The following is a 25,413-nucleotide window of genomic DNA, read 5'->3' as shown; positions in this document are numbered from 1 at the left end:
AGGCCAACCCGTGAACCCAGACATGCTTGAAGCCGGCCCCATCGACGCCAAAGTACTCTCCGTCTTTGACTTCGACGGCACCCTGACCCATCACGACAGTTTCGTGCCCTTCCTCAAGTTCGCCTTTGGCACCGGTGAGTTCTACGGCCGAATGGTCAAGCTGGCGGTGCCTGGGCTGCGCTTTTTGCTGCGGCAGATCAGCCGGGATGAGTTGAAGGCGCAGTTGATCCGCACCTTTATGACTGGGGTGGAGAAGGCGTGGGTGCAGCAGAAGGCCGAGGAGTATTGCCAGCGCAATTGGGCGCGGTTGATGCGCCCGGCGGGGGTGTTGTCGGTGGAGCAGGAGTTGGGCTCGGGCGCGGTGGTGACGCTGTGTTCGGCGTCGCCGGCGTTGGTGTTGCAGCCGTTTGCGAATCGGCTGGGGATCAAGTTGATTGGCACTGAGCTTGAGGTGGTGGATGGGGTGTTGACCGGTAAGCTCACCGGGAATAATTGCCGCTGTGAGAATAAGGTGCTGCGGCTTGAGGCGGTGTATGGGGATTTGGGTGAGTATCGGCTAAGGGCCTGGGGCGATACGCGTGGGGATCGGGAGTTGTTGGCGGCGGCGCAGGATGCGCACTTTCGGCATTTTCATGCGAAGAAGAAGCGGGCTCGGTTGCAGCGGTGATGCGGGTGGATGGGGTTGGCGGGTAGACCGAGGCGATTCCTTCTGCAGCCTCGCTAAGGCTCGACAGCTCCCACAGTTTGATCGGTGCCCGGCTGGAGCGCGCACTCGCGTGGAGTGCTAGGGGCGATGAGCGGAGCCTCGCTCAGACTCGACAGCTTCCACGCTTCACCGTGTGAGGCTGATCATCTCGCTGGTACTAAGCAGCAATCCAGTTCTCCACAATCAAGCCATTCACTCGCTTGAACTCCCCTTCGTTGTTAGTGATCAGGACTAATCCTGAGCTTCTGGCATGCCCTGCAATGTGCAGGTCGTTTACGCCAATTGGCGTGCCCTTCTTCTCGAGATCAGAACGGATTGAGCCGTAGTGAAAAGCGGCCTTGTCATCGTAATGGATGACGTCAAGGCGGGAGGTGAAATCCTCTACGGCTCGGGTATTTTTCTCAACAGATTGGCTCTTTTCTGCTCCATGCAAGAGCTCTGCGAGGGTGATTGAAGAGATCACCATTCGCCCTACGTTCGCATTGAATTTTTCCAGTATTTCGATAGGTCGACGCTTGATGATGTAGATCACGATGTTGGTATCAAGCATGTACTTAATCATCAAAGGACTCTCGCTCTTGCTGGTTTTGATCGGCACGTTCCTCCATAAAGTCATCAGATACCGATTCGCTTGCAAGGAAAAAGCTGTCCCAAGTGTTTTCAACTGGCGAAATGATCAGCTCGCGACCCACGGCACGCACCTCAACAGTTTTCACACCAGCAGGAAAACGCATGTCAGCAGGGATGCGGATATTTTGCGTGCGGTTATTGGTGAAAATCGTTCCCGTAGACATTAGGAACACCTCTCTGGGCGGGTGAAGACAGGGAAGAATGATAGTTCGCGACTGCTCTATTGCATAGCTCTATAGCAATCATCCGATGGACGCGTTCGAATGGATGTTCGTCAGCGGCGGCTTAGGATGTGCATTTCGGGCAAGAGGCAGCAACTTATGCTTCTTGAGTGGGCGACGAGTTGCAGGTTCTTGCTGATATTTGTGCAGGTTCCCGCTATTAATAGCGAAACTTCTCACGGACCCGAGCCCCATGAAATTCGACACGGCCTACAGCCTGAGTCTCGATGACAAGCTGTCGATCTACGACGTACGAGACCTGAATTTCGACGAAACCGCCGCCTACGATTCCGACGAGGACAGTTTCCTGTGCCCCAACGACGAATGCCGCGCGGCGTTCGACCCAGGCAATGCGCTGAGCACCTTTAACGCAAAAAACGTCAACTACCAACGCACCCCGCATTTCAAGAACAAGACCAGCACCCGGCATGTCGACGGTTGCCGCTATGCCAGCACGCACAAGACAGCGTCTGGTGAAAGTGACGACGAGCGCGAGGACAATTTCCCCTCGGAGTTTGTACTCACACGTCGTCAGTATCCCGCCAAAACAGCCCACGCGGGCACCGATGGAAACGCCCCTCAAAACCCGACGAAAGCGCCTTCGAACCCGGCCTCCACATCCCACAACCAGAGCGACACCACCCCGGACAAAACCAGCGTGTTTGCCCACCCGGTGGAATGCTATGTGTCGAATATCGACGACAAGGAGACGCTCAAGGCCATGCCGCTGAAGATCGGCGACCATAGTGCGACCTACTGGGCGTATTTCAAAAAGATCGAATACCTGCAAGACAACAAAGGCCTGATTTACTGGGGCAAGATCAAAGCGATCAAGGACTACACCAGCAGCTTTCGCATCGACTTCGAAAAAAAGGTATGGCTCGACAAGAAGCCCTACTCGGTCAACGTCTACCTGAGCAAAAAACTCATCGACAACTACCGCAAGCGCAAGGCGTTCCTGGAGCAGATCAAGGCCGCGGTGGACAGTGAGCGGGCGTTGTATTGCTTCTTCTACGGCGTGACGCCGGAGCTGAAACAGGTACCCAGCAAGAAAAACCCGCAAGCGACGTTCGGCGTGTTCAGCGCCAATATCGAGAACCTGGATCACCTGATTATTCGGGAGGCGCCGGGGGTGGAATAAGGGCCATTTGAAACGCTATCGAAAAAATCCAGTTGATGAGCGGTACAAACAACTGTACAAAAACACAGTATAGTTTGCCTTCCCCCGTCAAACCCTGGAGAAATCCCATGTCCTCTCTGGCAATGCACTCTTTCGTAGATCAGCAGATCGTCCTGCATCAATTCACCACCCGGCACAGCGTGCAGGCCCGCGCGATGCTGGGCTGGAGCCGCGACGAACTGGCCCGCCAGGCCGGCGTGACGGTGGATGCCGTTCAACAGTTTGAAAGCCAGGGCGACGTGGGGGATGAAGTCCGACTGGCGTTGGCGTTTCGACTGGAGGCCGAGGGGCTGGTGTTCTTTCCGGGGTTTGCACCGGGGTGGGGGATGAGTGCGCGCAAGTTCACTGCCAGCCCAAGCGAACCCACTGCACCCACTATTATGTCGCGGCTGATGGGTGCAACAGCGGTATCAATTGATTCACCAACGCCTCAACCGAATGGTGCGTAGAGTCCAGCCGGATCACCGGGCAAGTCAGCGCCTTCAACCAGCTTTCATGCCGACGCAGGCTGCGTAGGCTGTGGTTGCCGTCGTCGTAACGGGCGGCCCAGGCCAGGAAGGCAACGCTGTTTTCATGGCGGCTGCCACCTTCGAGTATCTGGTCGCCGTAGCGCTGAACCTCTCGCAAGCGCAAACGCTGCAAGCGGACGTCGGGTGCCAGGCGCAGGAACACCACGTGGGTGAAGTGTGCGGTCATCGGGTCACCCCAACCGCACAGTGAGCCGGACAGCACCCAGCCCTCCAAGCCAGCGGTTTGTTCCTGCAACAGCCGGATGCGCTCTTCCTTGGGTCGTGCGACGGTGAAGGGGTTATCGGTCTGCTGCCAGTAAAAGTAGTCAGTATCGAAGTAGGCGATGTTCAGCCGTTCGGCCAAGGCCATGCCCAAGGTTGTGGTGCCGGCACCAGCGGCACCGACGATGTGAATCTTGCAGGCCATTGCGCGGCTCCATACAGGGTCGGCACTCATGGGCTGCCCGACTTCACAGCGTAGGCTATCAAAGGCGACGGGCGCCCTGTCTTGCAACTGTTGCTGGGTTCAGGCCGAGCAGGCTGCGATACTCCCGAACCAAGGCCGTCAGCGAATCCCTCGACCAGCGCGCACCGTAGAACCACAGCGTTGCGCCCTCTTCAAGCGGCTCGCCCAGGCTTGGGTACCCGCTCCAACAGGCAGCATGAAACGCGGCAGTCCGGCTGTCGGACACCAAGGCATCCAGCCGATACTCGCTCGTATGGTCATCAATTTCATTGCGGGTATGCAGGTTGAACTGCAGGGTCTCATCCACCCGTTGCGCAAGCACCGGCACCAGTTGCGCGCCAGCCCGGCGCAGCATGTCCAGCGCTCTCAAGAAGGCCATACTGTGTTCGATCGGTTCGTGACGATTGCCTTGCACAAACTGCTCAGCGAACCCCACACGTCTGCCGGCCAACGCCCGGTCGGCGTTAAAGGTGGTGGTGTTCAGCACCAGGGGCACCTCCACCATCACCTCGCCTGCCGGTTCGATGCCACTTAAGGCGAGCAATGACAATGACGGATCACGCACGGGTTTCAGGGGAAAGGCCGGTGCGTCATACCCTGGAATCGGGACGCCAACTTTGGTGGGTACATCAGACCGGGGGTTAGCGCCAAAATCGATACCACGCGGGCTGTCGGTCAGCGCACGAGCCAGTGCGGTCGACTCCAGCGCCACAGGTATCGGGTGCCCCACCGAACAAGGTATTCCCGCGTGCCAAAGCTGCTTACATTTGTCGTCCATCCAAACCATCCCGAAACATCAAGTTTCGCGGATCATCGCACCCTTGACTGTCACCTGTCGCAGCCCTGAAACAGCTTGAAACTTCCTTTTTCCAACACCTGTTTGGTCAGCTGACAAGGCGCTCTTGCGCCCCTTGGGTTTCCACGTCCAACCACCACGCATACCCGCGTTCAGGCTGGTTCAAACTGAATGCCTGGCCCATCGGCGGTGTGGTAATCGACACATTGCGCTCCCAGGCCAGGGCCATGATGCGGTCAAAGGGTTCGTGCCAGGCATGAAATGCAAGGTCGAACGTGCCGTTGTGAATCGGCAGCAGCCAGCGGCCCTTGAGGTCGATATGCGCTTGCAGGGTTTGCTCAGGTTGCATGTGCACATGGGGCCAGTCGACGTTGTAGGCGCCGGTCTCCATCAGCGTCAGGTCAAACGGGCCGTATTGTTCTCCGATACGTTTGAAGCCGTCGAAGTAGCCGGTGTCGCCGCTGAAAAAGATCCGTCGCGCACCATCGATCATCACCCAGGAACACCACAGGGTCTGGTTGGAGTCAAACAGCCCGCGCCCGGAAAAGTGCTGCGCCGGCGTGGCAATAAAGCGAATGCCATCCACCTCGGTGCCCCCCCACCAATCCAGTTGCCGTACCTTGCCGGCATCGACGCCCCACTTGATCAAAAGATCGCCCACGCCAAGGGGCGCCAGAAAGTAGCGGGTCTTGGCGGCCAACTGGACGACAGCCTTATGGTCAAGATGGTCGTAGTGGTTGTGGGAAAGAATCACCGCCTCCAGGGGCGGCAGCTCTTCAAGACTGATGGGCGGCTGGTGGAAACGCTTGGGGCCGGCCCAACTGAACGGCGAGGCGCGCTCGGCAAATACCGGGTCGGTGACCCAGAACTTGCCACGCATTTTCAACAATACAGTGGAATGCCCAAGGCGAAACACGCTGTGATCGGGAGCGGCCAATAGCTGCTCACGCGTCAGGGGTTGCACCGGAATATTGCCCACTGGCCGCGTACTGCGCGGCTTGTTGAACAGCATGTTCCAGAAGATGCGCAAGGTCTTCCCAAAGCCTCCGTGTTGAATCGGGGCGTCATTGGTGAAGTGCCCCTGCTCCTGCTCGGCAGGCTTGAGGGACGCAGGCTTAAGACGGGTTGAGAGGGTAGCCATTACTGAGTGACTCCTACGATTCGCTCATAAGTTACACTGCACAGTGTAGTTTCTAGATTGCAACAAAACCCGGAGCAAGTAAACTACCCGGTGTAATTTCCCCTCAAAGGACCGAGCGCCTTCCATGACTGCCCCTCAACGCCTTACCGACCGCAAACGCGAAGCCATTGTGGCTGCGGCTATCGCCGAGTTTCGGGCTAATGGGTTCGAGGTCACCAGCATGGACAAAATCGCTGCCACTGCCGGCGTGTCCAAACGCACGGTATACAACCATTTCCCGAGCAAGGAAGAGCTGTTTTCCGAGATTCTCCACCAGCTCTGGGCCAGCAGCGTTGCGCAACTCGACATCAGCTACGCCAGCGACCGCCCACTGCGCGAACAATTGCGCGGGTTGCTGGAAGCGAAAATGAAGATGATGTCGGACGCCAACTTCCTCGACCTGGCCCGCGTCGCCATCGCCGCCACCATCCATTCACCGGAGCGTGCGCAGGATATGGTCAACCGCCTGAGCAAACGCGAAGAAGGCTTTACCCAATGGGTGCGCGCCGCCCACGAAGACGGCCGCCTCACCTGCAGCGACCCCGCCTTCGCCGCCCACCAGATCCAGAGCCTGCTCAAAGCCTTCGCGTTCTGGCCGCAGATCACCCTGGGCCAACCGACCCTCGACGCCACCGCCCAGGCCGGGGTGATCGAGTCAGCCATCGATCTGTTCCTCGCCGGTTACGAAGTGAAAACGCCGCGCCAGCCATAAACCGCTGTTGTACGAGCGACATTTCGGGTCGTTTTTGACGCATTCGCCCTCTGTATTGCGCAAATGGCCTGGAAGGACACTGATTATTCCCACGCGAATAACTGACAATATTCACCGGCATTATCCGATCAACGGTTGATCCAGCGGACGCGCTTCGCCGTACCTGTAAAAAATAGCTGACCCAGGAATCTATGGAAAACAGACAAGGCAAAGGGCTGTCATTTGCCAAACGGATCTACAAGCCAAGGATCATCGGCCTGGGTATCGGCTGCATCAGTGTCATCGGGGCCCTGTGGCCCCTCACGATGCCAGGCTGGGTCTGGGCCTTTGTGTTGTTCAACGGCTTTGCCTGGGCGCATGTGGCGTATCAGCTTTCGACGCGCTCTCGCTATCCCTACCAGGCCGAGCAACGCAACTTGCTGTATGACTCGCTGTGCGGCGGTTTCTGGGCCGCCGCCACGCAGTTTACGCCGCTGACGGCGGTCACCATCCTGTCGATGATGACCATGAACAACGTCGCTGCGGGCGGCAAGCGCCTGTTCCTGCGCGGCTTGCTCGCTCAGGCAGTAGGCATCGGTGTGGCGTGGGCGCTGTTCGGCATCACGTTCAACCCCGACGTCGGCCTGCTGCAGGTCTACACCTGCCTGCCGATGCTGACCCTCTACCCGATGGCCATCGGCATGGTCTGTTACCAACTGGCGATCAAACTGTCGGAACATAAACGCGCCCTCAGTGCCCTGAGCCGCACCGACAGCCTTACCGGCCTGCTCAATCATGGCTCCTGGAAAGACCTGCTCCACCTCAAATACCACAAGTGCCAGCAACAGCAGAGCAACGCCACTATCGCGTTGATCGATATCGATCACTTCAAACAGATCAACGACACCCACGGGCATATCGTCGGGGACGCGGTGCTGCGGCAATTGAGCCTGGAGCTGCGGCGCAACCTGCGGGAAAACGACCTGGCCGGGCGTTACGGTGGCGATGAATTCTGTGTGATTCTTCCGCAAATGCCTCTGGAACAAGCCGCGCAGATCATGGAGCGCATGCGCGAAACCTTCAGCAATTACCGCAACCCGCAAATTCCGGAACTGCGCGTAAGCCTGAGCATCGGCCTGGCGGATTTCCAGCCGTTCTACACCGATGCGGCCATGTGGCTGAATGCCGCGGACCGTGCGCTGTACGCCGCCAAAGACACCGGGCGCAACCGGGTGAATGTCAGTGACGAAAGGGTCGCGCACTCCGCCTGAGATGGCCCTACGACATTTCGTCTGAATTTCCGGCTCCGCGCCCTCGTCGATAGCATAATGACACCATCGGTCGCCTACCCAGAAAAGGACCTCCCCAAGGGGCGAACTTCTTGGCAGGCTGATCACTCTTAATCCGTTGTTCCACCCCTGCTGTCAGCACAAGGAGGCTGACAATGAGCACGTCAACCGTACGGCAAAGCCTTACGGGGGCAGGCGCATACCCATGGATACTCCCTGCAGCTTGCTTGCCCGAGCCCCCGAACATGCTATTCAACGCCCACAAGAAAACCATCAATACCCTGCAACATACCGTCGCCCATCAGGCCAGCCTGCTGGATGCCATCGAGCGCTCCATGGCAGTGATTGAATTCGACCTGCACGGCACTGTGCTACGCGCCAATGACAACTTCCTCAAGACCATGGGCTACCGCGCCGATCAGATCGAAGGCCAGCCGCACCGGATGTTCTGCACGCCCGCCTTCGCCCGCAGCGCCGAGTACGGCCAGTGGTGGTCGAACCTGCGCAGCGGCCAATTGCAGTCCGGCACTTTTGAACGCGTGAGTGGCAACGGGCATTCGGTGTGGCTGGAAGCCAGCTACAACCCGGTGCGCGATGACACCGGCCAGGTGATCAAAGTGGTGAAGTACGCCATGGACGTCACCCCGCGCCTGCAGGCCGAAAGCGAAGCCAACGCCAAACTGGAAGCGATCGGCCGGGCGATGGCGGTGATCGAGTTCAACCTCGACGGCACCATCATCACCGCCAACGCGAATTTTCTGCAGCGCATGGGCTACAGCCTGGGGCAGATCCAGGGCAAACATCATCGCCTGTTCTGCACCCCGGAGCTGGCCAATAGCTCGGCCTACAGTGATTTCTGGCGGCGTTTGAACCAGGGCGAGCTGTTCAGCGGCCAATTTGAACGCGTGGATAAAAGCGGCCAGACCGTGTGGCTCGAAGCCAACTACAACCCGGTGTACGACGCCAGCGGGCGTCTGTGCAAAGTGGTCAAATTTGCGTCGGACATCACCGCACGCGTGCAACAACACGCTGCGGATGCACAGAGCGCAGCCCAGGCGTATCACTTGTCGCTGCACACCCAGGACATGGCGGAAAAAGGCGCCGAAGTGATTCAGAAAACCGCCAGCGGCATGCGTGAAATTTCTGCAGACATCGACGATTCCTCGCAGTTGATCGCCAAGCTCGGTGATCGCTCGCAGCAGATCACCGCCATCGTCAACACCATTCGCGGCATCGCCGACCAGACCAACCTGCTGGCCCTCAACGCGGCCATCGAAGCAGCCCGCGCCGGTGAACAAGGCCGGGGGTTTGCCGTAGTGGCCGATGAAGTACGGCAGTTGGCGGCGCGCACCAGCGGTTCCACCACGGAGATTTCCAGCATGATCGCGATGATTCAGGCTGAAACCCGCCAGGCCATCGACAGCATGGACGCCACCCGCGACCGCGCCGCGCAGGGTGTGGAGTTGGCCAACCAGGCCGGTACGGTGATCCTGCAGATTCGCGAAGGCACCAGCGAGGCAGTGCAGGCCGTCAGCGCGTTTGCCAATGAGCGTGGCGCCAGCTGACCCTATCTTCATGCGGGCGGCCGAGGGCCCGGTCTATAGTGCTTCACTGTCTCTATGAAAACCCGAGCCCGCCATGACCCCAGACAAGCCCGAAGCCGCCCCCGTCGACCACCTGCGCTTCCACCGTGGCCACGCCCACCTGGCGCCGACCTTCGGCAACGACACCTTTGCCCTCAAGGCCGAAGCCTTCGCCCGTTTCTTCGGCACCCCCACCTTCCTCGGTGCGCAAACCGCAATCGTGATTTTGTGGGTGGTGCTGAACATGACCGGCATCACGCACTTCGACGTGTACCCGTTCATCCTGCTCAACCTGGCCTTCAGCCTGCAATCGGCCTACGCCGCGCCGCTGATCCTGCTGGCCCAGACACGCCAGGCGGCCCGCGATAAAGCCCAGTCGGACGCCGATGCGCAGCACCGCGAAGCGCTGGCCATCGCCAACTCCGAACGCCAGGCCCAGGCCGCGCAGACCACCAAGCACTTGCTGGAACTGCTGGAGCAGAACACCCGGCTGACGGAGATGACCAAACAACTGACGGAGCACATCGACGCCCTGACGTGCGAAATGCATGAGCACTATGTGCGAAAAACCTGACGCCCCGGCAATTGCACATGCCGGCCCAACTCATCAAACAGCGTGACCACCGAGCGCAGCGCCCGGCAATCAGGGCGCGTCAACAGCCATAACGCCGTGTCGTGCCCTGCCAACGCGGGGCCCAATGGTTGCAGGGCGTCATCCAATAGAAAATCCGGTAACGCCGCCACACCCAACCCCGCCCGCACCAGCTCGGTCACCGACAGCATGCTGTTACAGCGATAGCTTGGGCGCACACCCGGCAAGTGTTCGCGGCGCCAGGCGACCGAGGGGTGGTCGGGCAGGAAGTCATCCGGGGCGATCCAGGCCAGCGCAGCCAGCTCGACGCCTGAGTGGCGGCGTGCATAGTCCACACTTGCGCAGACTTGATACGACACGGTGCCAAGGCAGCGTCCTACAAGATGCTCCGGCGGCGTACGGGTCAGGCGCAAGGCGATGTCCGCGTCGCGGCGGCTGAGGTTGGCGAAATCATTCGAGGTGCTCAGCTCCAGGGTCAGCGCCGGAAACTGCGGCATGAAGTGCGCCAGGGCCGGCAGCAGTAAACCCTGCAACACCGAGTCGGTGCAGGTGAGGCGCACCGTGCCGCTGATCACTTCACCGCCTTGCTCCACGCCGACCCGCGCAGCTTCCAGGGCTTGCTCGGCGTATTCCGCCTGCTGCGCCAGGGTGCCGGCCAGGCTGGTGGGCAGGTAGCCGGCGCGGCTTTTCTCAAACAGCGTCTGGCCCAGCGCCGCCTCCAGGCGTCGCACCGCACGGAACACCGTTGACACATCCACCCGTAACAACGCCGCCGCCCGCGCCAGGGTGCCGCCACGCACCAGCGCAAGGATCAGCGACAGGTCGGCGTAGTCAATTTGATAGTGCGTGGCTGCATTGAACATATGGGCAAATGCCAATATTGATTGCGTGAACGCCAATCTATAGTGCGCAACAGCACACAACAAGCCATGGGATGCCTTAGATGACCGCCACCGCCCTGCACCTCGCCTTGATCGGCGACTACAACCCCGACGTGACCGCGCACCAGGCCATTCCCGTTGCGGTGCAACAGGCCGCCGACACCCTCGGCCTGACGGTGCACCTGCACTGGCTCGACACCGACACCCTCACCGCAGTTGCTGAACTGCAAGGCTTCGACGGCTTCTGGTGCGTCCCCGCCAGCCCCTACCGCGACACCGAGGGTGCCCTGCGCGCCATCCGCTTTGCCCGCGAGCAACGGCGACCTTTCCTCGGCACCTGCGGCGGTTTTCAACACGCAGTGCTGGAATATGCCCGCAATGTGCTGGGCTGGGCCGATGCCGAACATGGCGAACTGGCGCCCAACGCTGAACGCGCAGTGATCGCGCCACTGAGCTGCGCCCTGGTTGAAGCCTCAGGCACCGTGCGTCTGGCGCCCTACACGCGTATCGCCGAGGCTTACGGCCGTCTCGACATTGAGGAAGGCTACCGCTGCAGTTACGGCGTAAATCGCGAGTTCGCTGACGCATTGCTGGAGCGCGAGCTGATTCCCAGCGGCCATGATTCGGCGGGGGAGTTGCGCGCCATGGAGCTGCTCGACCATCCGTTCTTCGTCGCCACCCTGTTCCAGCCGGAACGCGCCGCGCTTCAGGGCATTACCCCGCCCCTGGCGATTGCCCTGCTCAAAGCGTGTCAGGAGCAATCGGCATGATCGCCAACACACCCACCCCGCCCTACTACGCAGTGATTTTCAGCTCACTGCGCACCGAAGGCGATCAAGGTTACGGCCAGGCCGCCAACCGTATGTTGGAACTGGCACGCGAACAACCGGGGTTTCTCGGCGTGGAATCGGCGCGGGAGGATGGTCTCGGGATCACCGTGTCGTACTGGACCAGCGAGGCCGCGATCCTGGCCTGGAAGCAGCAGGCCGACCACCGTGCGGTGCGCGAGCAAGGGCGCGCCACCTGGTACTCGGCGTTTCAAACGCGGGTGTGCAAGGTGGAGCGGGCTTACGCCTTCACCAGCGAGTAACCCTGCATGGGTTTCGAGCAGGCTTATGTGGCAAGCAGGCTTGTTGTGGCGAGCGGGCTTGCCCGCGTCGGGGTGCGAAGCAGCCCCAAAACCAGCGCTCTCGGTGTATCTGAAACACCGAGGGGTGCTGAATGGGGGCGCTTCGCACCCCAACGCGGGCAAGCCCGCTCGCCACAAAAAGCCACAACAAGCCCGCTTGCAGCAGTTACTAGCTCACCAGACTGCGCAACGCACTGATCTGTGGAATTTCCACACGCCGCATATACACGCGCAGCGGTTCGCTGATGTTGATGCGGTCGTCGATGTTCTGGTCGAGCAGCAACTGGATGCGCTCGCGGGACAGGGTCATGGTTTGCTCGGGGGCCGGCAGCCAGACAAACTCAGCGGTGGGGATGATGCCGTCATCGGCCACGTCCATGCCGAAGGAGTCTTCGCTGAAACGTACGATGTACTGGCCGGTCTTGCGGTTCAGGCCGACAAAACCATGGAGTTGGTCGGCGGCCTGGCAGATAAGCTCGGAAGTAATGCGCATGGTAAACCTCACAGAAAAGTCCCACAGGGACTGGAAAGATGGTTTACACGCGTGGCGGAAAGTGCCGTCCTCTAACGGGGCAGCTTCGGGCAAGAGTACTGGAATGCGTCCTAAAAAAACCAAGAAAATTGGCCCGTGCGCACGTTAATGTCGGTTTGGTGATAGCGCCTTTCGCAATCAATTGTTAAAAAGGAGGCCTTCTCAAAGCTACCTCCACGAAAGGACTTCGCATATGCCTGTCACGTTTTCCAAGAGCGCCCTGCTGCTCGCACTGGCGCTCGGCCTCGGCCAGGCACAGGCTGCCGACCCGATCAGCCCGGCTGAATTGGCGACAAACGAAGGCATCCCCTACCCTGCCGTGATCGCTCACCGTGGGGCTTCCTACGACGCGCCGGAGTCCACCGCCGCCGCCTACAAGGTCGCACGCGACCTGGGCGCCGACTACCTGGAAATGGACCTGCAGCGCAGCAAGGACGGCGTCCTGTTCGCCCTGCACGACAACAACCTGCAGCGCACCACCGACGTGGCCACCAAGTTCCCCGACCGCAAGGACGCCCCGGCCAACGAGTTCACCTGGAAAGAGCTGCAAACCCTCGACGCCGGCAGCTGGTTCAACGCCGCCTACCCGGACCGTGCGCGCCCAGGCTTCGTCGGCCTGAAAATCCAGAGCCTGGACGACATCATCAAGATCGCCGAAGGCAACCCGCAGCACAAACCCGGCCTGTACATCGAAACCAAAGAGCCCAAGCAATTCCCGGGCATCGAAGCCGACCTGAAAAACAAGCTGCTGGATAAAGGCTGGTTGAGCTCCGCCGGTTCCAAGCTGGGCAAGAGCAACACCGGCGTCGGCCAGGGCAAAGGCCGTGTGGTGCTGCAAACCTTCGAGACTGCCAGCCTCAAAGAGCTGCAGAAAGAAATGCCGAACACCCCGAAAATCCTGCTGCTGTGGGTCGGCCCAGGCAGCATCGAGCCGAAATCCACGCAAACCTTCGCCGAATCCGGCGAACCGACCAAGGCCGCCTACTACGCCAAGCAAGCGCCGAAAGACGCCGCCGAGTTCGAAAAATGGGTGGACGAAGCCAAGAGCCTCGGCGCCATCGGCACCGGCCCGTCGGCCGAGCTGACCGACCACGGCGACCAAAGCTACACCGACCTGGTGAAGCCTGAAATGAACAAGCTGACCCATGACAAGGGCCTGCTGGTGCACGTTTATACCGTGGATGAGCCAGTGGACTTCGACAAGGTGATGAAGGCCGGCGTCGACGGCATTTTCACCAACCGCGCCGCCGAGCTGCTGAAGTTCTACAAACGCTGGCCGTCGTCCAGCGTGCAAGACCTGCTGAACGATCATAAGTACTGAGTGAGTCGGGCCTTGGTGTCAGTGCGCCATTAAGGATGAGTTAAGTTGCGCCGGTTAATCTGGCGCCACTTAAACAGCTCACCGAAGAAGGATACACACCATGAAAACCTTGACCGCACTGTTCGCCGCTACCGCCCTGACCCTGACCGCCGGCCTGGCCCAAGCGGATGTTCGCCCGGATCAGATCGAGGGCCTGCTCAAGTCCGGCGCCGTAATGCCGTTCGACAAACTCAACGCTGCCGCCGTGGCTAAACATGCCGGTGCGAACATCACCGACACCGAGCTGGACCACAACAACAGCGGCGTACTGGTCTACGAAGTCGACCTGACCGACACCGCCGGCAAGCGCTTTGAAGTGAAGCTCGACGCCAAGACCGGCGCCGTGCTGGAAGACAAACAAGACACTTGATTGTCCCCTGCAAAAAAAAACCGCGCCACCTTCGGGTGGCGCGGTTTTTTTATGCCTGCGCAGGCACCAGTCGTAGGAAAAAGCTCAACTTAATGAATGAAATTACACCTGCAACGCGCAAGGTCGCTAAAATCCCACCCATTGGCCGGGGCATAACGCTCAGCACCTTACGGATCGAGATTGCTGCATGGGGCAAAAAGCCGCCGATATCGCCACCATTGGCCGAATCAGTGCCGTGCCTGCTATGCTCAAAGTCATCAGCGACATGACTGGCCTGCGCTTTGCCGCCGTGGCACGTGTCACCGACGACACCTGGACCGCCTGCGCCGTGCTCGACCAACTGGAATTCGGCCTGGGGGTCGGTGGCGAGCTGGACCTGACCACCACCATCTGCCATGAAATCCGCGGTTCCCATGTGTCCGTGGTGATCGACAAAGCCAGCGAAGACCCGCTTTACCACGACCACCACACGCCGCGCATGTACCACTTCGAAAGCTACATTTCGGTGCCGGTATTTCGCACCGATGGGCGGTTTTTCGGCACGATCTGCGCCCTCGACCCCAACCCCGCGCCCCTGCGCAGCAGCACGATCCAGTCAACCATGGAGTCGTTCGCCCGCGTACTGTCGCTGCAGATCGAAGCCGAAGAAGCCGCGCAGCATACCCAGGCGCAACTGCAGGAAGAACGCGGCACCGCCGAGTTGCGTGAGCAATTTATCGCGGTGCTGGGCCATGACTTGCGCAACCCGCTGTTTGCCATCAACTTCGGCGCCGAACGGCTGCTGCGCAAATACCCGGACCCCGCCACCGACACCCTGGTGCGGCATATCCTCACCAGCGGCCGGCGCGCCGCGCAGTTGGTCGAAGACGTGCTGGACTTCGCCCGCGGGCGCATGGGCAGCGGAATTCCGTTGAACATCGGCGATTGCCAGGGGTTGCGGGAAGCCTTGCAACATGTGGTGTCGGAAGTGCAGGGCGTGCACCCGCAACGGCTCATCCAGGCCGATATCGGCGACTTGCAGGGCGTAAGCGGCGACCGCGATCGCCTCGCACAATTGCTCTCCAACCTGGTGGCCAATGCTATCCACCATGGCAGCCATGACGGGCCGGTGGAGGTCACGGCGAAGATCGAGCAGGGCCACTTCACCCTGACGGTGAAAAACCCCGGCAAGATCGACGAACAAGCACTGCCCCGACTGTTCCAGCCCTACGCACGCCCGGCCAATACCACCCCCAAGCCGGCCTGGGCCTGGGGTTGTATATCGTCAAGCAGATTGCCGAGGCGCATGGCGGTGAACTGAGCGTGAGCACCACCACCGAACACGGCACCGTGTTTACCTTCAGCCTGCCCACCGGCTGATCAAGCGCTCAGGCGCGCCGTCACCTCATTTAACTCGCCGGACAAACCGCGAGTTGTGGCTCGCCGCTTCGGTACGCTGCACGTTGTCGAGGTTGGCCGTGGCCACGGTGGTGATCTGCGTGATATTGCGCGAAATGTCTTCGGCCACCGAGGTCTGCTCCTCGGCTGCCGTGGCGATCTGGCGGTTCATGTCGCGAATCGCTTCTACCGCCTGGGTGATGTGGGCGAGCATCGCGCCGGCCTGGGTAACTTTTTCCACACTGTCATCGCTGCACGACTGGCCACTGACGATTGCCTGGGCCGCATCCACCGCGCCGGTTTGCACCGCCTGGATAATCTGGTTGATCTCGATGATCGACGCCGCCGTGCGCTGCGCCAGGCTGCGCACTTCATCCGCCACCACCGCAAAACCGCGCCCGGCCTCGCCTGCGCGAGCCGCCTCGATAGCGGCGTTGAGCGCCAGCAGGTTGGTTTGCTCGGCAATCGCGCGAATCACTTCGAGCACTTTGCCGATGCGCACGCTGTCGGTTTCGAGGCGACGGATAATCGTGCCCGTGTTGAGAATTTCGCTGCGCATCTGGCCGATGGTGGCGATGGTGATTTTCATCACTTCACCGCCTTCGCGGGCCGATTGGTCAGCCTCATCGGCGGCGCGCGAGGCACTGGCGGCGTGGCGTGCGACCTCCTGGGCAGTGGCAGACATTTCGGTCATGGCCGTGGCCACCTGGTCGGTGCGATTGAATTGCTCATGAGTGCCGGTGGCCATCTGCCCGGCAATTGAGTTCAACTCGCCGCTGGCGCTCACCAGGTCGGTGGCGCTGCGTTGCAGGCGGCTGAAAGTCTCGGCGAGGAAGTCGCGCAGGGTATTGGCGGCGGCGGCCAATTGGCCCAGTTCATCCTGGCGATCGCTGGTCACGCGCTGGGTAAACCGGCCATGGCTCAGTTGCGTCACGTAGTCGATCAGGCCACGGATCGGCAAAATCAGGTTACGGTTGATCAACCACAAGCTGAACAAGCCGATCAACGCGCCGGACACCAGCATGATCGCCAGGCCCACCAGCACCGTGCGCTCGGCATAGGCGCTGATGGCCAGGGATTTCTGGCTGCCTTGTTCACGCAGATCACTGACCAGGGCGCTCATCTGCTCACTGGCGGCGCGGTCCACACCTTTGACGGCCGTGTCGCCGGCCGTAGGATCGCCCCCCGCCGCCACGTAGGCATCACGCCCGCGCTGGTAAGCGACGCCTAGTTGCTGGTGTTCCTGGCGCAGGGTTTCGATGCGCCGGCTCAACGCCGGCTCGCTGCTGGTCTGGGTGACCAGGCGGGTGAGGATGCCTTGCACATCGCGCTGCCGGTCCTGGAACTGGCCCCAGTATTTCTCCATGTCCTGGGGCTGTTTGCCGCGCAACAACACATTTTTCCATTCCTGCACCTGCACTTTGAATTGCAGGTTGGCTTCGTCGATCAGCTGGGAAGTGAGCAACGGCCCGTCAATCAAACTGCGATAACTCTGCACCCCATTGGAGAGAAAGTTGAAACAGGCCAGGGCAATCAACAGCATCGCCAGCAGGCTGCCACCGAGCAGCGAGAGAATTTGTGCTCTCAGAGAGGTTCGCAAAACATTCATCGGGGAAAAGCCTCGATACAGATAATTCGTGCAGGCACGCGGTAACTTCCCTGTCATCAAAGGCACCCCCATCCACAGAGGCTCTTAATGCCCTGAATCGGCCGTGCTAGAGGCTTCTTGAACGAATCCTGACAAGCGGTCAAAAAAATGTCACCACAACGAAATAAATCCAAATTCGTCATAAAACTGTCAAATTTACTTGCAATGATTCGCTCACGCGAACCTGTGAAACGTCCTACAGGCGCTTTCTCTGCGAGCCTCCATGAACCACAGCCTCGACCACAGCCACCAGGATTCCGATCTGTTTGGCTTGCTTTACGGTTTCCGTTTTCGCCCCGGTGAAAAGGGTGAGCAAATTGATTCGGCCACGGCCCTGCGGGCCTTGCAACAACCGGCCGACCCGGACGAATTCCTCTGGCTGCACCTGAACCTGGCCCACGCCGCGTGCGAGCGCTGGATGCAGGCGCACCTGGACCTGCCCGAAGAGTTCTTCGAGGCCCTGCACGAAGGTTCGCGCTCTACCCGTATCGAACACGTGGACTCGGCTTTGCTGGCGGTGGTCAACGACGTGGTGTTCAACTTCAGCAGCATGGTCTCGTCGGATATTTCCACGCTGTGGGTGTGCGCCCGCAGCCGCTTGTTGATCAGCGCACGCCTGCAACCCTTGCACTCGGTGGACAAGCTGCGCTCGTCGGTCAAGGCCGGTGAGCACTTTCGCTCGCCGTTGGAATTGCTGGTGCACCTGCTGCGTGACCAGGGCGAAGTGCTGACCCAGATCGTGCGTAAAACCAGCATCAGCGTTGACCATATCGAAGACCAGTTGCTGTCTTCACGCCTGTCCACCAACCGCGCAGAACTGGGCGCGGCGCGCCGGGTGCTGGTGCGCCTGCAACGCCTGCTTGCACTGGAACCGGGTTCGCTGCTGCGCCTGCTCAACCGCCCGCCGCCCTGGCTGCAAAAGGAAGACGTGAAGGAACTGCGCAAATCCACCGAGGAGTTCGCGCTGATCATCAACGACCTGACGGCACTCGGTGAGCGGATAAAACTGTTGCAGGAAGAGATCGCCGCCAACCTCAACGAGCAAAGCAACCGCACGCTGTTTACCCTCACCGTGGTGACGGTGCTGGCGCTGCCGATCAATATCATTGCCGGCTTTTTCGGCATGAACGTGGGCGGCGTGCCGCTTTCCCAGGACCCCGAAGGGTTCTGGATTCTGGTGGCGCTGGTGGCGACATTTACCTTGATTGCCGGGCGCTGGGCGTTCCGTAAACGTAAGGATTACTGAGCAAGGTTAAAGACCGGTGCCGGAGCGTTGTCACTGACTACAACGGCAACGCCGGACTATTCCCGCTGCTGGACGGCGGGGTTAACTAGATATATTCAAGAATCACTTCCACCGGCCTGGAGCGCTTCACTGCAACTCCGGTTTCCGTAACGGCGTAGTTCAGAACGACTGAGTCCACCCCGCCAAGGTACTGAGCAGAAAGCTCGAATTTCCAGGGCTTGAGCAAATGTTCTTGCTTCAACGTCAGCTGTAAGTCGTCGTGATCCTGATTTTTTGCATAAATCAAAATTTGTTGACCGACCTTGGTCAACGAGCTGCCTGGAACTTCAACGCGCAAAGCGGCGGCGGTAGTTTTTTGACGGTCAATTTCCCATCCACCAAGGTGGCGTCCGGTACTTGGATATCAGCAAGATCAGGCATTTTGTTTCTCCTTTTCCATCGCGTGCCGCGAAAAATTCGCCAGTGCACCGCGTCGCCGACAATCAAGCCTTGAGGGTCGAGGCGTGTCTACTGTCAGAGTTCACAGGTACCTCACGCCATCGCGGTCAACACCAAGGCGGCGCGACGAGTGGTCACCCGCATCGCCACTAACACTGATCTGCCGCAGCATCTCTGTAACATTCTGCAATGAATATGAACGACATCCTCCCCACACTGGATGCTCCGGCATGGCCACCCCTTCCCTGACTGCCTCCACGCGCACCTCTGCTGCAGACCCCAAACCCAGGCTGGACAAGAAACCCGGCCTGGTGACGGTAATCATTTTCTTCGCCGTACTGGCCATGGGCCTGTTGTTTACCGCCTACAGCCTGATGCATGACATGCACGAAATGGGCGCCCAGCTCACCACCTGGACGCCGTTCCTGCTGCTGGGTGTGGCGCTGTTGATCGCCCTGGGGTTCGAGTTCGTCAATGGTTTCCACGACACGGCCAACGCCGTCGCGACGGTGATCTACACCAACTCGCTGCCACCGCATTTCGCGGTGGTGTGGTCGGGCTTTTTCAACTTCCTCGGGGTGCTGCTTTCCAGCGGCGCCGTGGCGTTCGGCATCATTGCCCTGCTGCCGGTGGAGCTGATTTTGCAGGTCGGCTCAAAGGCCGGTTTCGCGATGATCTTCGCCCTGCTGATCGCCGCGATCCTGTGGAACCTCGGCACCTGGTGGCTGGGTTTGCCGGCCTCCTCGTCCCACACCCTGATCGGCTCGATCATCGGCGTGGGCGTGGCGAATGCCTTGATGCACGGGCGTGATGGCACCAGCGGTGTGGACTGGAGCCAGGCGATCAAGATTGGTTACGCGCTGCTGCTGTCGCCGCTGATCGGCTTCGCGTTTGCCGCCTTGCTGTTGCTGGCCCTGCGCGCCTTTGTCAAAAACCGTGCGCTGTACAAGGCGCCAAAGGGCGACACCCCGCCGCCGTGGTGGATTCGCGGCATGCTGATCGCCACCTGCACCGGCGTGTCGTTCGCCCACGGTTCCAACGATGGCCAGAAAGGCATGGGCCTGATCATGCTGATCCTGGTCGGTACCCTGCCGATGGCCTATGCACTGAACCGCACCATGCCCGCCGAGCAGTCGTTGCAGTTTGCGGCGGTAGCCGAAGTGACCCAGGTGGCCCTGGTAAAAAGTGCGCCGCAGCCGCTGACGGGCGATCCACGACCGATCCTGTCGACCTACGTACGCACCAAGGAAGCCACCCCGGAACTGGTGCCCGCCCTTGCCGCCCTGGCCGGGCAAATCGGTGACGAAGTAAAAGGCTACGGCTCCCTGGCCAAAGTCCCCGCCGAAGCCGTAGGCAACGTGCGTAATGACATGTACCTGACCAGCGAAACCATTCGCTTGATGGACAAGGGCCAGGTCGGCAATTTCGACGCCGACACCCAAGGCAAGCTCAAGCTGTTCAAGGACCAGATCGACAGCTCCACGCGCTTTATTCCGCTGTGGGTGAAGATCGCTGTGGCCATCGCCCTCGGGCTGGGCACGATGGTCGGCTGGAAGCGCATTGTGGTGACGGTGGGCGAGAAAATCGGCAAGACCCACCTGACGTATGCCCAGGGCGCTTCGGCAGAAATGGTGGCGATGCTGACCATCGGCGCGGCGGATATGTATGGCTTGCCGGTGTCGACCACGCATGTGTTGTCGTCGGGCGTGGCAGGAACCATGGTGGCCAACGGCGGGGGATTGCAGATGCGGACTATCCGCAATTTGGCGATGGCGTGGGTGCTGACGTTGCCGGCGGCGATTTTGCTGTCGGGCAGTTTGTACTGGCTGTTCACCCAACTGTTCTGACACAACTCAGATATAAAAGTGGGAGCTGCAAGCCAGCTCCCACAATGGGTCTTGGGGTGTGTCAGAGAGTGAAGAGGTTAGCCATCGCCCTCAGGCGCTTCTTGTAAACCCGCCGCGCCTCCAGCGCCTCCTCCAGACTGACCGCCACAAACCCAGCCCGCTGGTTCGGCTGCATCTGCCCGATCAAATCCAGGTCGGCACTGATCACCGTGCCGATCATCGCGTACCCCCGCCCGACAACGCATCCCGATGCAACACAATCGGCTCCAGCCCGGCCGGTACCTGGATCGAACCGATCGGGTAGCAACTGTCGACGATATTCGAAGGGTCGGACCCGGCGCCAAACGGCTGCTCGCGTGGCTGAAAGCTCAGCGCACTGCCGCCCTTGAAGCGGTAGCCGATGCGATCCGCCTCGGAGCCGACGGTCCACGGCTCGGCAAAAAAGCTGCGTTTGGCGCCGTCAGTCAGCCGGTCGTAATACAGGCCCGGCACCACGCGCAACGTGACATCGCCGCCCACCGAGCGGCGCAATGCCATGGGCAAGCTATTGCCCGCCCGCCCCTGCCCGCTGGCGCCGCCGATGGGCAACTGATCGCCCTCTTGCAAGCGCCGCCCGTGAAAACCGCCGAGTGCGCCGAGGGTGTAAGTCGAGCGGCTGCCGAGCACCAGCGGCACATCAATCCCGCCGGCCACCGCCAGGTAAGTGCGCGCACCGGCCTTGGGAAACTCAAAGCGCAGCACCTGCCCGGCGCGCACCTGAAACGCGGTGTCCTGGTGCACCACTTCCCCGTCCAGACGCGGCGACATCAAGGCGCCACTGAGTGCGACCAAGGCGTCCTGCATGAACTCCAACTCAGGTCCGATCAGTGTGCATTCCAGGCCCGCCGCGCCCAGCGGATTGCCCACCAGGTGGTTGGCCGCACTCAACGCGTACTGGTCCAGCGCCCCCGAGGGCGGAATGCCCAAGTGGTAATAGCCTTCGCGGCCAAGGTCTTGTACCGAGGTGGCGAGGCCGGGTTTGAGGACCTTGATCATGCCAGCGCCTCCTGCAGGGTTTTCGGGTAGCCAACCGGGTCGGCGAGAAACGCGTCGAGGGAAAATTCCACCGGGCGGATGCGCAGGTCGAAACGGCCGGCGTCCACTTCGGCCACCGCCTGGTCGTAGGCATCCCGGCCCATGGGTTTGAACTGCACGATGTCACCGGGCCGGAAGAACACCATGTGCTCCTTGAGGTACGCCAACTGCTGCGCCGGGTCATAGATCGGTGCCGGGGTCACGCCGAACATCTGGTAGCCGCCGGCGCCGCGTACCGAATAGATGCAGCCGAAGCAGCCGCCATGGCCGAGGGTGAGTTTCGGCGTGTCGGTGCGCGGGCGCAGGTATTTGGGCACCTGCAATTGGCGTTCGCGCTCGACCATCTGGAACATGAACGGCAAGCCCGCGACAAACCCGACCATCGACACAAACCACGGCGCGCCGCTGTGGGCCGCGATAAACGCATCGACATCGGCGAGGCCGTTGATGCGTGCCGCGTATTCCAGGTCCGTGCCCGTGGGGTCTTGATGACGGTCACGAAAGCGCATCAGGGTTTCATGGGTCCAGGGGTCGTTGTAGAGCACCGGGATTTCGATGATGCGCGTGTGCAAGGTGCGTTCGGCCACGGCCTGGGCTTCGGCGGTTTGCACGGCATCGAGCAGCACATGGGGCGCGATACGGTCGGGGTCGAAGCGAATCTGGAACGACGCATTGGCCAGGCACACATCCAGCACGCCTTCCAACGCCAGGCGCTCTACGGCGCGGGTTACGGCCATGCCCTTAAAAAATGCCTGCAGGGACATGCTGTCGCTGACCTCGGCAAACAGGTGTTCATCACCGCCGAAGCTGTAGCGGATGGGGGTGGTTTCGGCCATGTCTGTTCCTCTTGGAATCATTGTAGAAAGGCAGGCAAAAAATGAACGATCGATCTTATTAGGGGTTTTGACCGTGATGCCCGCTTGGTCCAGTGCTTCGCGGGTGGCCTCCACCAGTTCCAGCGCGCCGGGGGTGTCGCTGTGCAGGCAGATGGAATCAAATTCGATAAACAGGTCTTCACCTTCTACGGTGCGCACCAGCCCAGTCTGACAAGCGCGTAGGACGCGAGCCGCAACCGTTGCAGGATCAAGTGCGCGCACATTGCGGGTAAACACAATCGAGCCGGTCAGATCGTACTCACGGTCGGCATAAAACTCGCGCACCACCGGTTGCCCGAGTTCCTTGGCCACCCGCCAGATCACCGAGTTGGGCATGCAGTACAGCAACAGCGTCGGCTCGATACGTTGCAGGTTCTGCACCAGCAGCCGCGCCGCTTCTTCGTCGCGGGCCAAGTGCATATAGAGCGCGCCGTGGGGCTTGATATGTTGCAGGGTCACGCCTTGGGCACGGGCGATTTCGCGCAGGGCGCCGAGCTGGTAGAGCATGTCATCCACCAGTTCCTGGGCCGATGCATTGATATGCCGACGGCCAAAGCCCACCAGGTCGCGAAAGCCCGGATGCGCGCCGATGGCCACGCCCAGTTGCTTGGCGCGCTCCACGGTACGGCGCATGGTGCCGGGGTCGCCGGCGTGGAAGCCGGTGGCGATATTGGCCGAGCTGATATAGGCCATCAGTTGCGCGTCGACCCCATCGCCGATGGTCCAGGGGCCGAAGCCTTCGCCCATGTCTGAATTGAAATCCACTGCCTGCATCAGAATCGCTCCGTCAAAGGTGATGCACCGAAAGTAGGCTGGGGCTTGACCCCTTGGGAAGATCTATTATCAGATGGCTCATCTTCTGAAAAACAGATATGGCTATGTCCCTGACCTTGCGCCAAATCCGCTACTTCGTCGCCACCGCTGAAATCGGCCAGATTTCCCAGGCGGCGATTCACCTGAACATCTCCCAGTCGGCGGTGACCACCGCTATCAAGGAGCTGGAAGCAATGCTCGGTGTGCAGCTGTTCGTGCGCTCGGCCCAGGGCATGAACCTCACCGACGCCGGGCGGCATTTTCTCAACCGCGCCTACGTGATTGTGCGCAGCGTGGAGGATGCGCTGAACAGCCCGTTGCCCGACTACCGCGCCAGCGGCGTACTGCGGGTGGCGGCCAGTTACACGGTGCTCGGCTATTTCTTGCCGCACCACTTGCAGCGCATGGAGCACTGGCACCCGGATGTGACCATCGAGGTGTTTGAACAGGAGCGCCAGGCCATCGAACACGGGTTGCTCGAGGGTCAATTCGACATGGCCGTGGTGCTCACCGCCAACCTCACGCACCCGGATATCGTGTCCGAGATCCTCTTCAACTCCGAACGCCGCCTATGGCTGCCCAGCCATCACCCGTTGTGCCAGCGCGGCGCCGTGAGCCTGGCGGATGTGGCGCAGGAACCGTATATCCTGCTCACCGTCGACGAGGCCGAACACAGCGCCATGCGCTATTGGGAACAGGCCGGGCAAACACCCAAGGTACGGCTGCGCACCAGCTCGGTGGAGGCGGTGCGCAGTATGGTCGCCAATGGCAGCGGCGTGGCGATTCTGTCAGACCTGGTGCATAGGCCCTGGTCGCTGGAAGGCAAACGCATCGAAACCCTGACCGTGACCGACCCGGTCACCCCCATGAGCGTCGGCCTGGCCTGGCACCGCGAGCGGGCGTTTACCCCGGCGATGCAGGCGTTCAGGGACTATTTCCACGACGCGTTCCTGGCGCCGCAGCAGTTGTCGGCGCGGCGTTAGAGCCGCGATTGCAAGGTGGCGGCCAGCCAATCCATAAACACCCGCACCCGCTGCGGCAAATGCCGTTGCCCGGCGTAGAGCAGCGACACGTCCAGCGCGGGTGCCGGGTAGTCGGGCAATATCGCCACCAGCTCGCCACTGTCGAGCAAGTCGCGAATCCCCAGGACGGGCACCTGGGTAATGCCGAAGCCCCCCAGGCACGCCGATTTATACGCATCGGTGCTGTTGACCGTGACCCGCCCGGCCATCGGCACCCGGTGCACCTTGTTGCCGTGCTGGTATTCAAACCCCGCCGAGCGTGAGCCCAGCGGGCGCACGTAATGCACCAACTGGTGGTGCGCCAGGTCGGCCAGGGTTTCGGGCCGGCCATGGCGGCGAAGGTAGTCGGCGCTCACGCAGTTGATCATCGGCATGCTGCACAGCCGCCGCGCCACCACCGACTGGTCGGGCTGCGCGCCGACGCGCAATACGCAGTCGAAACCTTCGGCGAGCAGGTCGACCTGGCGGTCGGTGGTGCTGACTTCCAGCTCGATCAAGGGGTGCGCATCCATGAATTCGGGCAGGCGCGGCAGGATCAAATCCCGCGCCATCACATTGGGCATGTCCACCCGAATACGCCCGCTCAGCTGCGCTTCATCCTGGCGAAACAGCCCTTCCAACTCCTCCATATGCGCGAGCAAATCCTTGCTGCGTTCATACAACACGCGCCCGTCCTGGGTCGCCTGCACCTTGCGCGTGGTGCGCTGCAACAGGCGGGCGCCGAGCAGTTCTTCCAGCGCCTGCACATGCTCGGACACGGTGGAGCGCGGCAGGCCAAGGCTCTCGCCTGCGCCGGTGAAACTCGACAGCTCGGTGACGCGCACGAAGGTGCGCAGCAGCTCAAGTTTGTTCATGGGATTGTTCGCCTTATCCGGCCAGTGATTCCGATTTGGCCATGTTTATCACGTTACGGCCGGACAAATACACTCAGCCTCACGATCACATCAGAAGAGGGCTA

At 60.8% G+C, this 25,413-nt stretch carries 24 protein-coding genes and 4 pseudogenes; 15 read left to right on the top strand and 13 right to left on the bottom strand.

The window, feature by feature from the left end; translation table 11 throughout:
• Positions 1-22 precede the first annotated feature (22 nt).
• Positions 23-667 (top strand): HAD-IB family hydrolase, encoded by a 645-nt coding sequence (locus LRS56_02240; GenBank protein ID WDU65681.1) that lies wholly within the window; start codon positions 23-25, stop codon positions 665-667.
• Between the two features lie 196 nt (positions 668-863).
• On the opposite strand, the gene LRS56_02235 is transcribed toward LRS56_02240, so the two are convergent.
• Both LRS56_02235 and vapB read right to left on the bottom strand, forming a co-directional pair.
• Positions 864-1,268, bottom strand: a complete 405-nt coding sequence (locus LRS56_02235) for a type II toxin-antitoxin system VapC family toxin (GenBank protein ID WDU65680.1) — start codon at positions 1,266-1,268, stop codon at positions 864-866.
• A complete protein-coding gene (gene vapB / locus LRS56_02230) occupies positions 1,261-1,500 on the bottom strand; it encodes a type II toxin-antitoxin system VapB family antitoxin (GenBank protein WDU63410.1) in 240 nt (79 codons plus the stop codon). Before vapB ends, LRS56_02235 begins: the two co-directional genes overlap by 8 nt.
• Before the next feature lie 250 nt (positions 1,501-1,750).
• Between vapB and LRS56_02225 the strand changes: the two genes are divergently transcribed.
• Both LRS56_02225 and LRS56_02220 read left to right on the top strand, forming a co-directional pair.
• Positions 1,751-2,698, top strand: coding sequence for a hypothetical protein (locus LRS56_02225; GenBank protein WDU63409.1), 948 nt, complete (start codon positions 1,751-1,753; stop codon positions 2,696-2,698).
• A 107-nt stretch (positions 2,699-2,805) separates the two neighbouring features.
• Positions 2,806-3,186: a helix-turn-helix transcriptional regulator gene (locus LRS56_02220; GenBank protein ID WDU63408.1), complete on the top strand. Its 381-nt coding sequence runs from the start codon at positions 2,806-2,808 to the stop codon at positions 3,184-3,186.
• On the opposite strand, the gene LRS56_02215 is transcribed toward LRS56_02220, so the two are convergent.
• The 3 genes from LRS56_02215 to LRS56_02205 form a co-directional block, all read right to left on the bottom strand.
• Positions 3,116-3,673 carry an AAA family ATPase gene (locus tag LRS56_02215; protein WDU63407.1) on the bottom strand — a complete coding sequence of 186 codons (558 nt, stop codon included), beginning with the start codon at positions 3,671-3,673 and terminating at the stop codon, positions 3,116-3,118. The two genes, LRS56_02220 and LRS56_02215, sit on opposite strands and share 71 nt — an antisense overlap.
• Before the next feature lie 58 nt (positions 3,674-3,731).
• Positions 3,732-4,490: a hypothetical protein gene (locus LRS56_02210; GenBank protein ID WDU63406.1), complete on the bottom strand. Its 759-nt coding sequence runs from the start codon at positions 4,488-4,490 to the stop codon at positions 3,732-3,734.
• A 106-nt stretch (positions 4,491-4,596) separates the two neighbouring features.
• On the bottom strand, positions 4,597-5,649 hold the full coding sequence (locus LRS56_02205) for an MBL fold metallo-hydrolase (GenBank protein WDU63405.1): 1,053 nt from the start codon (positions 5,647-5,649) through the stop codon (positions 4,597-4,599).
• Between the two features lie 124 nt (positions 5,650-5,773).
• Here LRS56_02205 and LRS56_02200 point away from each other — a divergent pair, with 124 nt between their 5' ends.
• The 4 genes from LRS56_02200 to LRS56_02185 all read left to right on the top strand — a co-directional run bounded on the left by LRS56_02200 (position 5,774) and on the right by LRS56_02185 (position 9,825).
• Entirely contained in the window at positions 5,774-6,400 is a 627-nt protein-coding gene (locus LRS56_02200; protein WDU63404.1) for a TetR/AcrR family transcriptional regulator, read from the top strand.
• A gap of 191 nt (positions 6,401-6,591) precedes the next feature.
• Positions 6,592-7,650 (top strand): diguanylate cyclase, encoded by a 1,059-nt coding sequence (locus tag LRS56_02195; protein ID WDU63403.1) that lies wholly within the window; start codon positions 6,592-6,594, stop codon positions 7,648-7,650.
• Between the two features lie 263 nt (positions 7,651-7,913).
• Complete coding sequence (locus LRS56_02190) at positions 7,914-9,233, top strand: PAS domain-containing methyl-accepting chemotaxis protein (GenBank protein ID WDU63402.1); 1,320 nt, start codon at positions 7,914-7,916, stop codon at positions 9,231-9,233.
• A 73-nt stretch (positions 9,234-9,306) separates the two neighbouring features.
• Positions 9,307-9,825, top strand: a complete 519-nt coding sequence (locus LRS56_02185) for a DUF1003 domain-containing protein (GenBank protein WDU63401.1) — start codon at positions 9,307-9,309, stop codon at positions 9,823-9,825.
• On the opposite strand, the gene LRS56_02180 is transcribed toward LRS56_02185, so the two are convergent.
• Positions 9,807-10,706, bottom strand: coding sequence for a LysR family transcriptional regulator (locus LRS56_02180; GenBank protein WDU63400.1), 900 nt, complete (start codon positions 10,704-10,706; stop codon positions 9,807-9,809). The genes LRS56_02185 and LRS56_02180 overlap by 19 nt on opposite strands.
• An 80-nt stretch (positions 10,707-10,786) precedes the next feature.
• On the opposite strand from LRS56_02180, the gene LRS56_02175 reads away from it, so the two are divergent.
• Both LRS56_02175 and LRS56_02170 read left to right on the top strand, forming a co-directional pair.
• Positions 10,787-11,494, top strand: coding sequence for a CTP synthase (locus tag LRS56_02175; GenBank protein ID WDU63399.1), 708 nt, complete (start codon positions 10,787-10,789; stop codon positions 11,492-11,494).
• Complete coding sequence (locus tag LRS56_02170; GenBank protein WDU63398.1) at positions 11,491-11,814, top strand: antibiotic biosynthesis monooxygenase; 324 nt, start codon at positions 11,491-11,493, stop codon at positions 11,812-11,814. The genes LRS56_02175 and LRS56_02170 overlap by 4 nt, the downstream gene beginning before the upstream one ends.
• A gap of 208 nt (positions 11,815-12,022) precedes the next feature.
• Here the strand turns inward: LRS56_02170 and LRS56_02165 are convergent, their stop codons facing one another.
• Complete coding sequence (locus LRS56_02165; GenBank protein WDU63397.1) at positions 12,023-12,346, bottom strand: DUF2025 family protein; 324 nt, start codon at positions 12,344-12,346, stop codon at positions 12,023-12,025.
• Between the two features lie 232 nt (positions 12,347-12,578).
• Here LRS56_02165 and LRS56_02160 point away from each other — a divergent pair, with 232 nt between their 5' ends.
• The 3 genes and pseudogenes from LRS56_02160 (at position 12,579) to LRS56_02150 (ending at position 15,474) form a co-directional block, all read left to right on the top strand.
• Positions 12,579-13,706, top strand: a complete 1,128-nt coding sequence (locus LRS56_02160; protein ID WDU63396.1) for a glycerophosphodiester phosphodiesterase family protein — start codon at positions 12,579-12,581, stop codon at positions 13,704-13,706.
• A 100-nt stretch (positions 13,707-13,806) separates the two neighbouring features.
• Positions 13,807-14,115: a PepSY domain-containing protein gene (locus LRS56_02155; protein ID WDU63395.1), complete on the top strand. Its 309-nt coding sequence runs from the start codon at positions 13,807-13,809 to the stop codon at positions 14,113-14,115.
• Between the two features lie 187 nt (positions 14,116-14,302).
• Positions 14,303-15,474 (top strand): annotated as a pseudogene (locus tag LRS56_02150) (GAF domain-containing sensor histidine kinase).
• Here LRS56_02150 and LRS56_02145 read toward each other — a convergent pair.
• A pseudogene (locus LRS56_02145) lies at positions 15,475-17,101 on the bottom strand (methyl-accepting chemotaxis protein).
• Positions 17,102-17,363: 262 nt separating this feature from the next.
• Here LRS56_02145 and LRS56_02140 point away from each other — a divergent pair.
• The gene (locus LRS56_02140) at positions 17,364-18,386 is read left to right on the top strand and encodes a transporter (GenBank protein ID WDU63394.1); all 1,023 of its coding nucleotides are present in this window, start codon (positions 17,364-17,366) and stop codon (positions 18,384-18,386) included.
• A gap of 85 nt (positions 18,387-18,471) precedes the next feature.
• Here LRS56_02140 and LRS56_02135 read toward each other — a convergent pair whose 3' ends face one another.
• Complete coding sequence (locus tag LRS56_02135) at positions 18,472-18,696, bottom strand: hypothetical protein (GenBank protein ID WDU63393.1); 225 nt, start codon at positions 18,694-18,696, stop codon at positions 18,472-18,474.
• 358 nt (positions 18,697-19,054) lie between these two features.
• Here LRS56_02135 and LRS56_02130 point away from each other — a divergent pair, with 358 nt between their 5' ends.
• Entirely contained in the window at positions 19,055-20,671 is a 1,617-nt protein-coding gene (locus LRS56_02130) for an inorganic phosphate transporter (protein ID WDU63392.1), read from the top strand.
• Positions 20,672-20,732: 61 nt separating this feature from the next.
• On the opposite strand, the pseudogene LRS56_02125 reads toward LRS56_02130, so the two are convergent.
• From LRS56_02125 to LRS56_02115, 3 genes and pseudogenes are all read right to left on the bottom strand, one after another.
• Positions 20,733-21,706: pseudogene (locus LRS56_02125) on the bottom strand (biotin-dependent carboxyltransferase family protein).
• Positions 21,703-22,581, bottom strand: a complete 879-nt coding sequence (locus tag LRS56_02120) for an allophanate hydrolase subunit 1 (protein ID WDU65679.1) — start codon at positions 22,579-22,581, stop codon at positions 21,703-21,705. The pseudogene LRS56_02125 and the gene LRS56_02120 overlap by 4 nt, the downstream one beginning before the upstream one ends.
• Positions 22,582-22,641: 60 nt before the next feature.
• A pseudogene (locus LRS56_02115) lies at positions 22,642-23,394 on the bottom strand (5-oxoprolinase subunit PxpA).
• Between the two features lie 104 nt (positions 23,395-23,498).
• Here LRS56_02115 and LRS56_02110 point away from each other — a divergent pair.
• Complete coding sequence (locus tag LRS56_02110; GenBank protein WDU65678.1) at positions 23,499-24,416, top strand: LysR family transcriptional regulator; 918 nt, start codon at positions 23,499-23,501, stop codon at positions 24,414-24,416.
• Here the strand turns inward: LRS56_02110 and LRS56_02105 are convergent.
• Positions 24,413-25,309 carry a LysR family transcriptional regulator gene (locus LRS56_02105; protein ID WDU63391.1) on the bottom strand — a complete coding sequence of 299 codons (897 nt, stop codon included), beginning with the start codon at positions 25,307-25,309 and terminating at the stop codon, positions 24,413-24,415. The two genes, LRS56_02110 and LRS56_02105, sit on opposite strands and share 4 nt — an antisense overlap.
• Positions 25,310-25,413 lie beyond the last annotated feature (104 nt).

Origin of the sequence: Pseudomonas poae (assembly GCA_028869255.1) — a bacterium.
GTDB classification, from domain to species: domain Bacteria; phylum Pseudomonadota; class Gammaproteobacteria; order Pseudomonadales; family Pseudomonadaceae; genus Aquipseudomonas; species Aquipseudomonas poae_C.
The sequence above is the reverse complement of the archived record's forward strand: the minus strand, read 5'-3'. Positions and strand labels throughout refer to the sequence as shown.

Excerpts from the sequence above, each read along its gene's own strand:
- LRS56_02240 (WDU65681.1), top strand. The coding sequence starts at position 23 with ATGCTTGAAGCCGGCCCCATCGACGCCAAAGTACTCTCCGTCTTTGAC.
- LRS56_02235 (WDU65680.1), bottom strand. The coding sequence starts at position 1,268 with ATGATTAAGTACATGCTTGATACCAACATCGTGATCTACATCATCAAG.
- vapB (WDU63410.1), bottom strand. The coding sequence starts at position 1,500 with ATGTCTACGGGAACGATTTTCACCAATAACCGCACGCAAAATATCCGC.
- LRS56_02225 (WDU63409.1), top strand. The coding sequence starts at position 1,751 with ATGAAATTCGACACGGCCTACAGCCTGAGTCTCGATGACAAGCTGTCG.
- LRS56_02220 (WDU63408.1), top strand. The coding sequence starts at position 2,806 with ATGTCCTCTCTGGCAATGCACTCTTTCGTAGATCAGCAGATCGTCCTG.
- LRS56_02215 (WDU63407.1), bottom strand. The coding sequence starts at position 3,673 with ATGGCCTGCAAGATTCACATCGTCGGTGCCGCTGGTGCCGGCACCACA.
- LRS56_02210 (WDU63406.1), bottom strand. The coding sequence starts at position 4,490 with ATGGACGACAAATGTAAGCAGCTTTGGCACGCGGGAATACCTTGTTCG.
- LRS56_02205 (WDU63405.1), bottom strand. The coding sequence starts at position 5,649 with ATGGCTACCCTCTCAACCCGTCTTAAGCCTGCGTCCCTCAAGCCTGCC.
- LRS56_02200 (WDU63404.1), top strand. The coding sequence starts at position 5,774 with ATGACTGCCCCTCAACGCCTTACCGACCGCAAACGCGAAGCCATTGTG.
- LRS56_02195 (WDU63403.1), top strand. The coding sequence starts at position 6,592 with ATGGAAAACAGACAAGGCAAAGGGCTGTCATTTGCCAAACGGATCTAC.
- LRS56_02190 (WDU63402.1), top strand. The coding sequence starts at position 7,914 with ATGCTATTCAACGCCCACAAGAAAACCATCAATACCCTGCAACATACC.
- LRS56_02185 (WDU63401.1), top strand. The coding sequence starts at position 9,307 with ATGACCCCAGACAAGCCCGAAGCCGCCCCCGTCGACCACCTGCGCTTC.
- LRS56_02180 (WDU63400.1), bottom strand. The coding sequence starts at position 10,706 with ATGTTCAATGCAGCCACGCACTATCAAATTGACTACGCCGACCTGTCG.
- LRS56_02175 (WDU63399.1), top strand. The coding sequence starts at position 10,787 with ATGACCGCCACCGCCCTGCACCTCGCCTTGATCGGCGACTACAACCCC.
- LRS56_02170 (WDU63398.1), top strand. The coding sequence starts at position 11,491 with ATGATCGCCAACACACCCACCCCGCCCTACTACGCAGTGATTTTCAGC.
- LRS56_02165 (WDU63397.1), bottom strand. The coding sequence starts at position 12,346 with ATGCGCATTACTTCCGAGCTTATCTGCCAGGCCGCCGACCAACTCCAT.
- LRS56_02160 (WDU63396.1), top strand. The coding sequence starts at position 12,579 with ATGCCTGTCACGTTTTCCAAGAGCGCCCTGCTGCTCGCACTGGCGCTC.
- LRS56_02155 (WDU63395.1), top strand. The coding sequence starts at position 13,807 with ATGAAAACCTTGACCGCACTGTTCGCCGCTACCGCCCTGACCCTGACC.
- LRS56_02140 (WDU63394.1), top strand. The coding sequence starts at position 17,364 with ATGAACCACAGCCTCGACCACAGCCACCAGGATTCCGATCTGTTTGGC.
- LRS56_02130 (WDU63392.1), top strand. The coding sequence starts at position 19,055 with ATGGCCACCCCTTCCCTGACTGCCTCCACGCGCACCTCTGCTGCAGAC.
- LRS56_02120 (WDU65679.1), bottom strand. The coding sequence starts at position 22,581 with ATGGCCGAAACCACCCCCATCCGCTACAGCTTCGGCGGTGATGAACAC.
- LRS56_02110 (WDU65678.1), top strand. The coding sequence starts at position 23,499 with ATGTCCCTGACCTTGCGCCAAATCCGCTACTTCGTCGCCACCGCTGAA.
- LRS56_02105 (WDU63391.1), bottom strand. The coding sequence starts at position 25,309 with ATGAACAAACTTGAGCTGCTGCGCACCTTCGTGCGCGTCACCGAGCTG.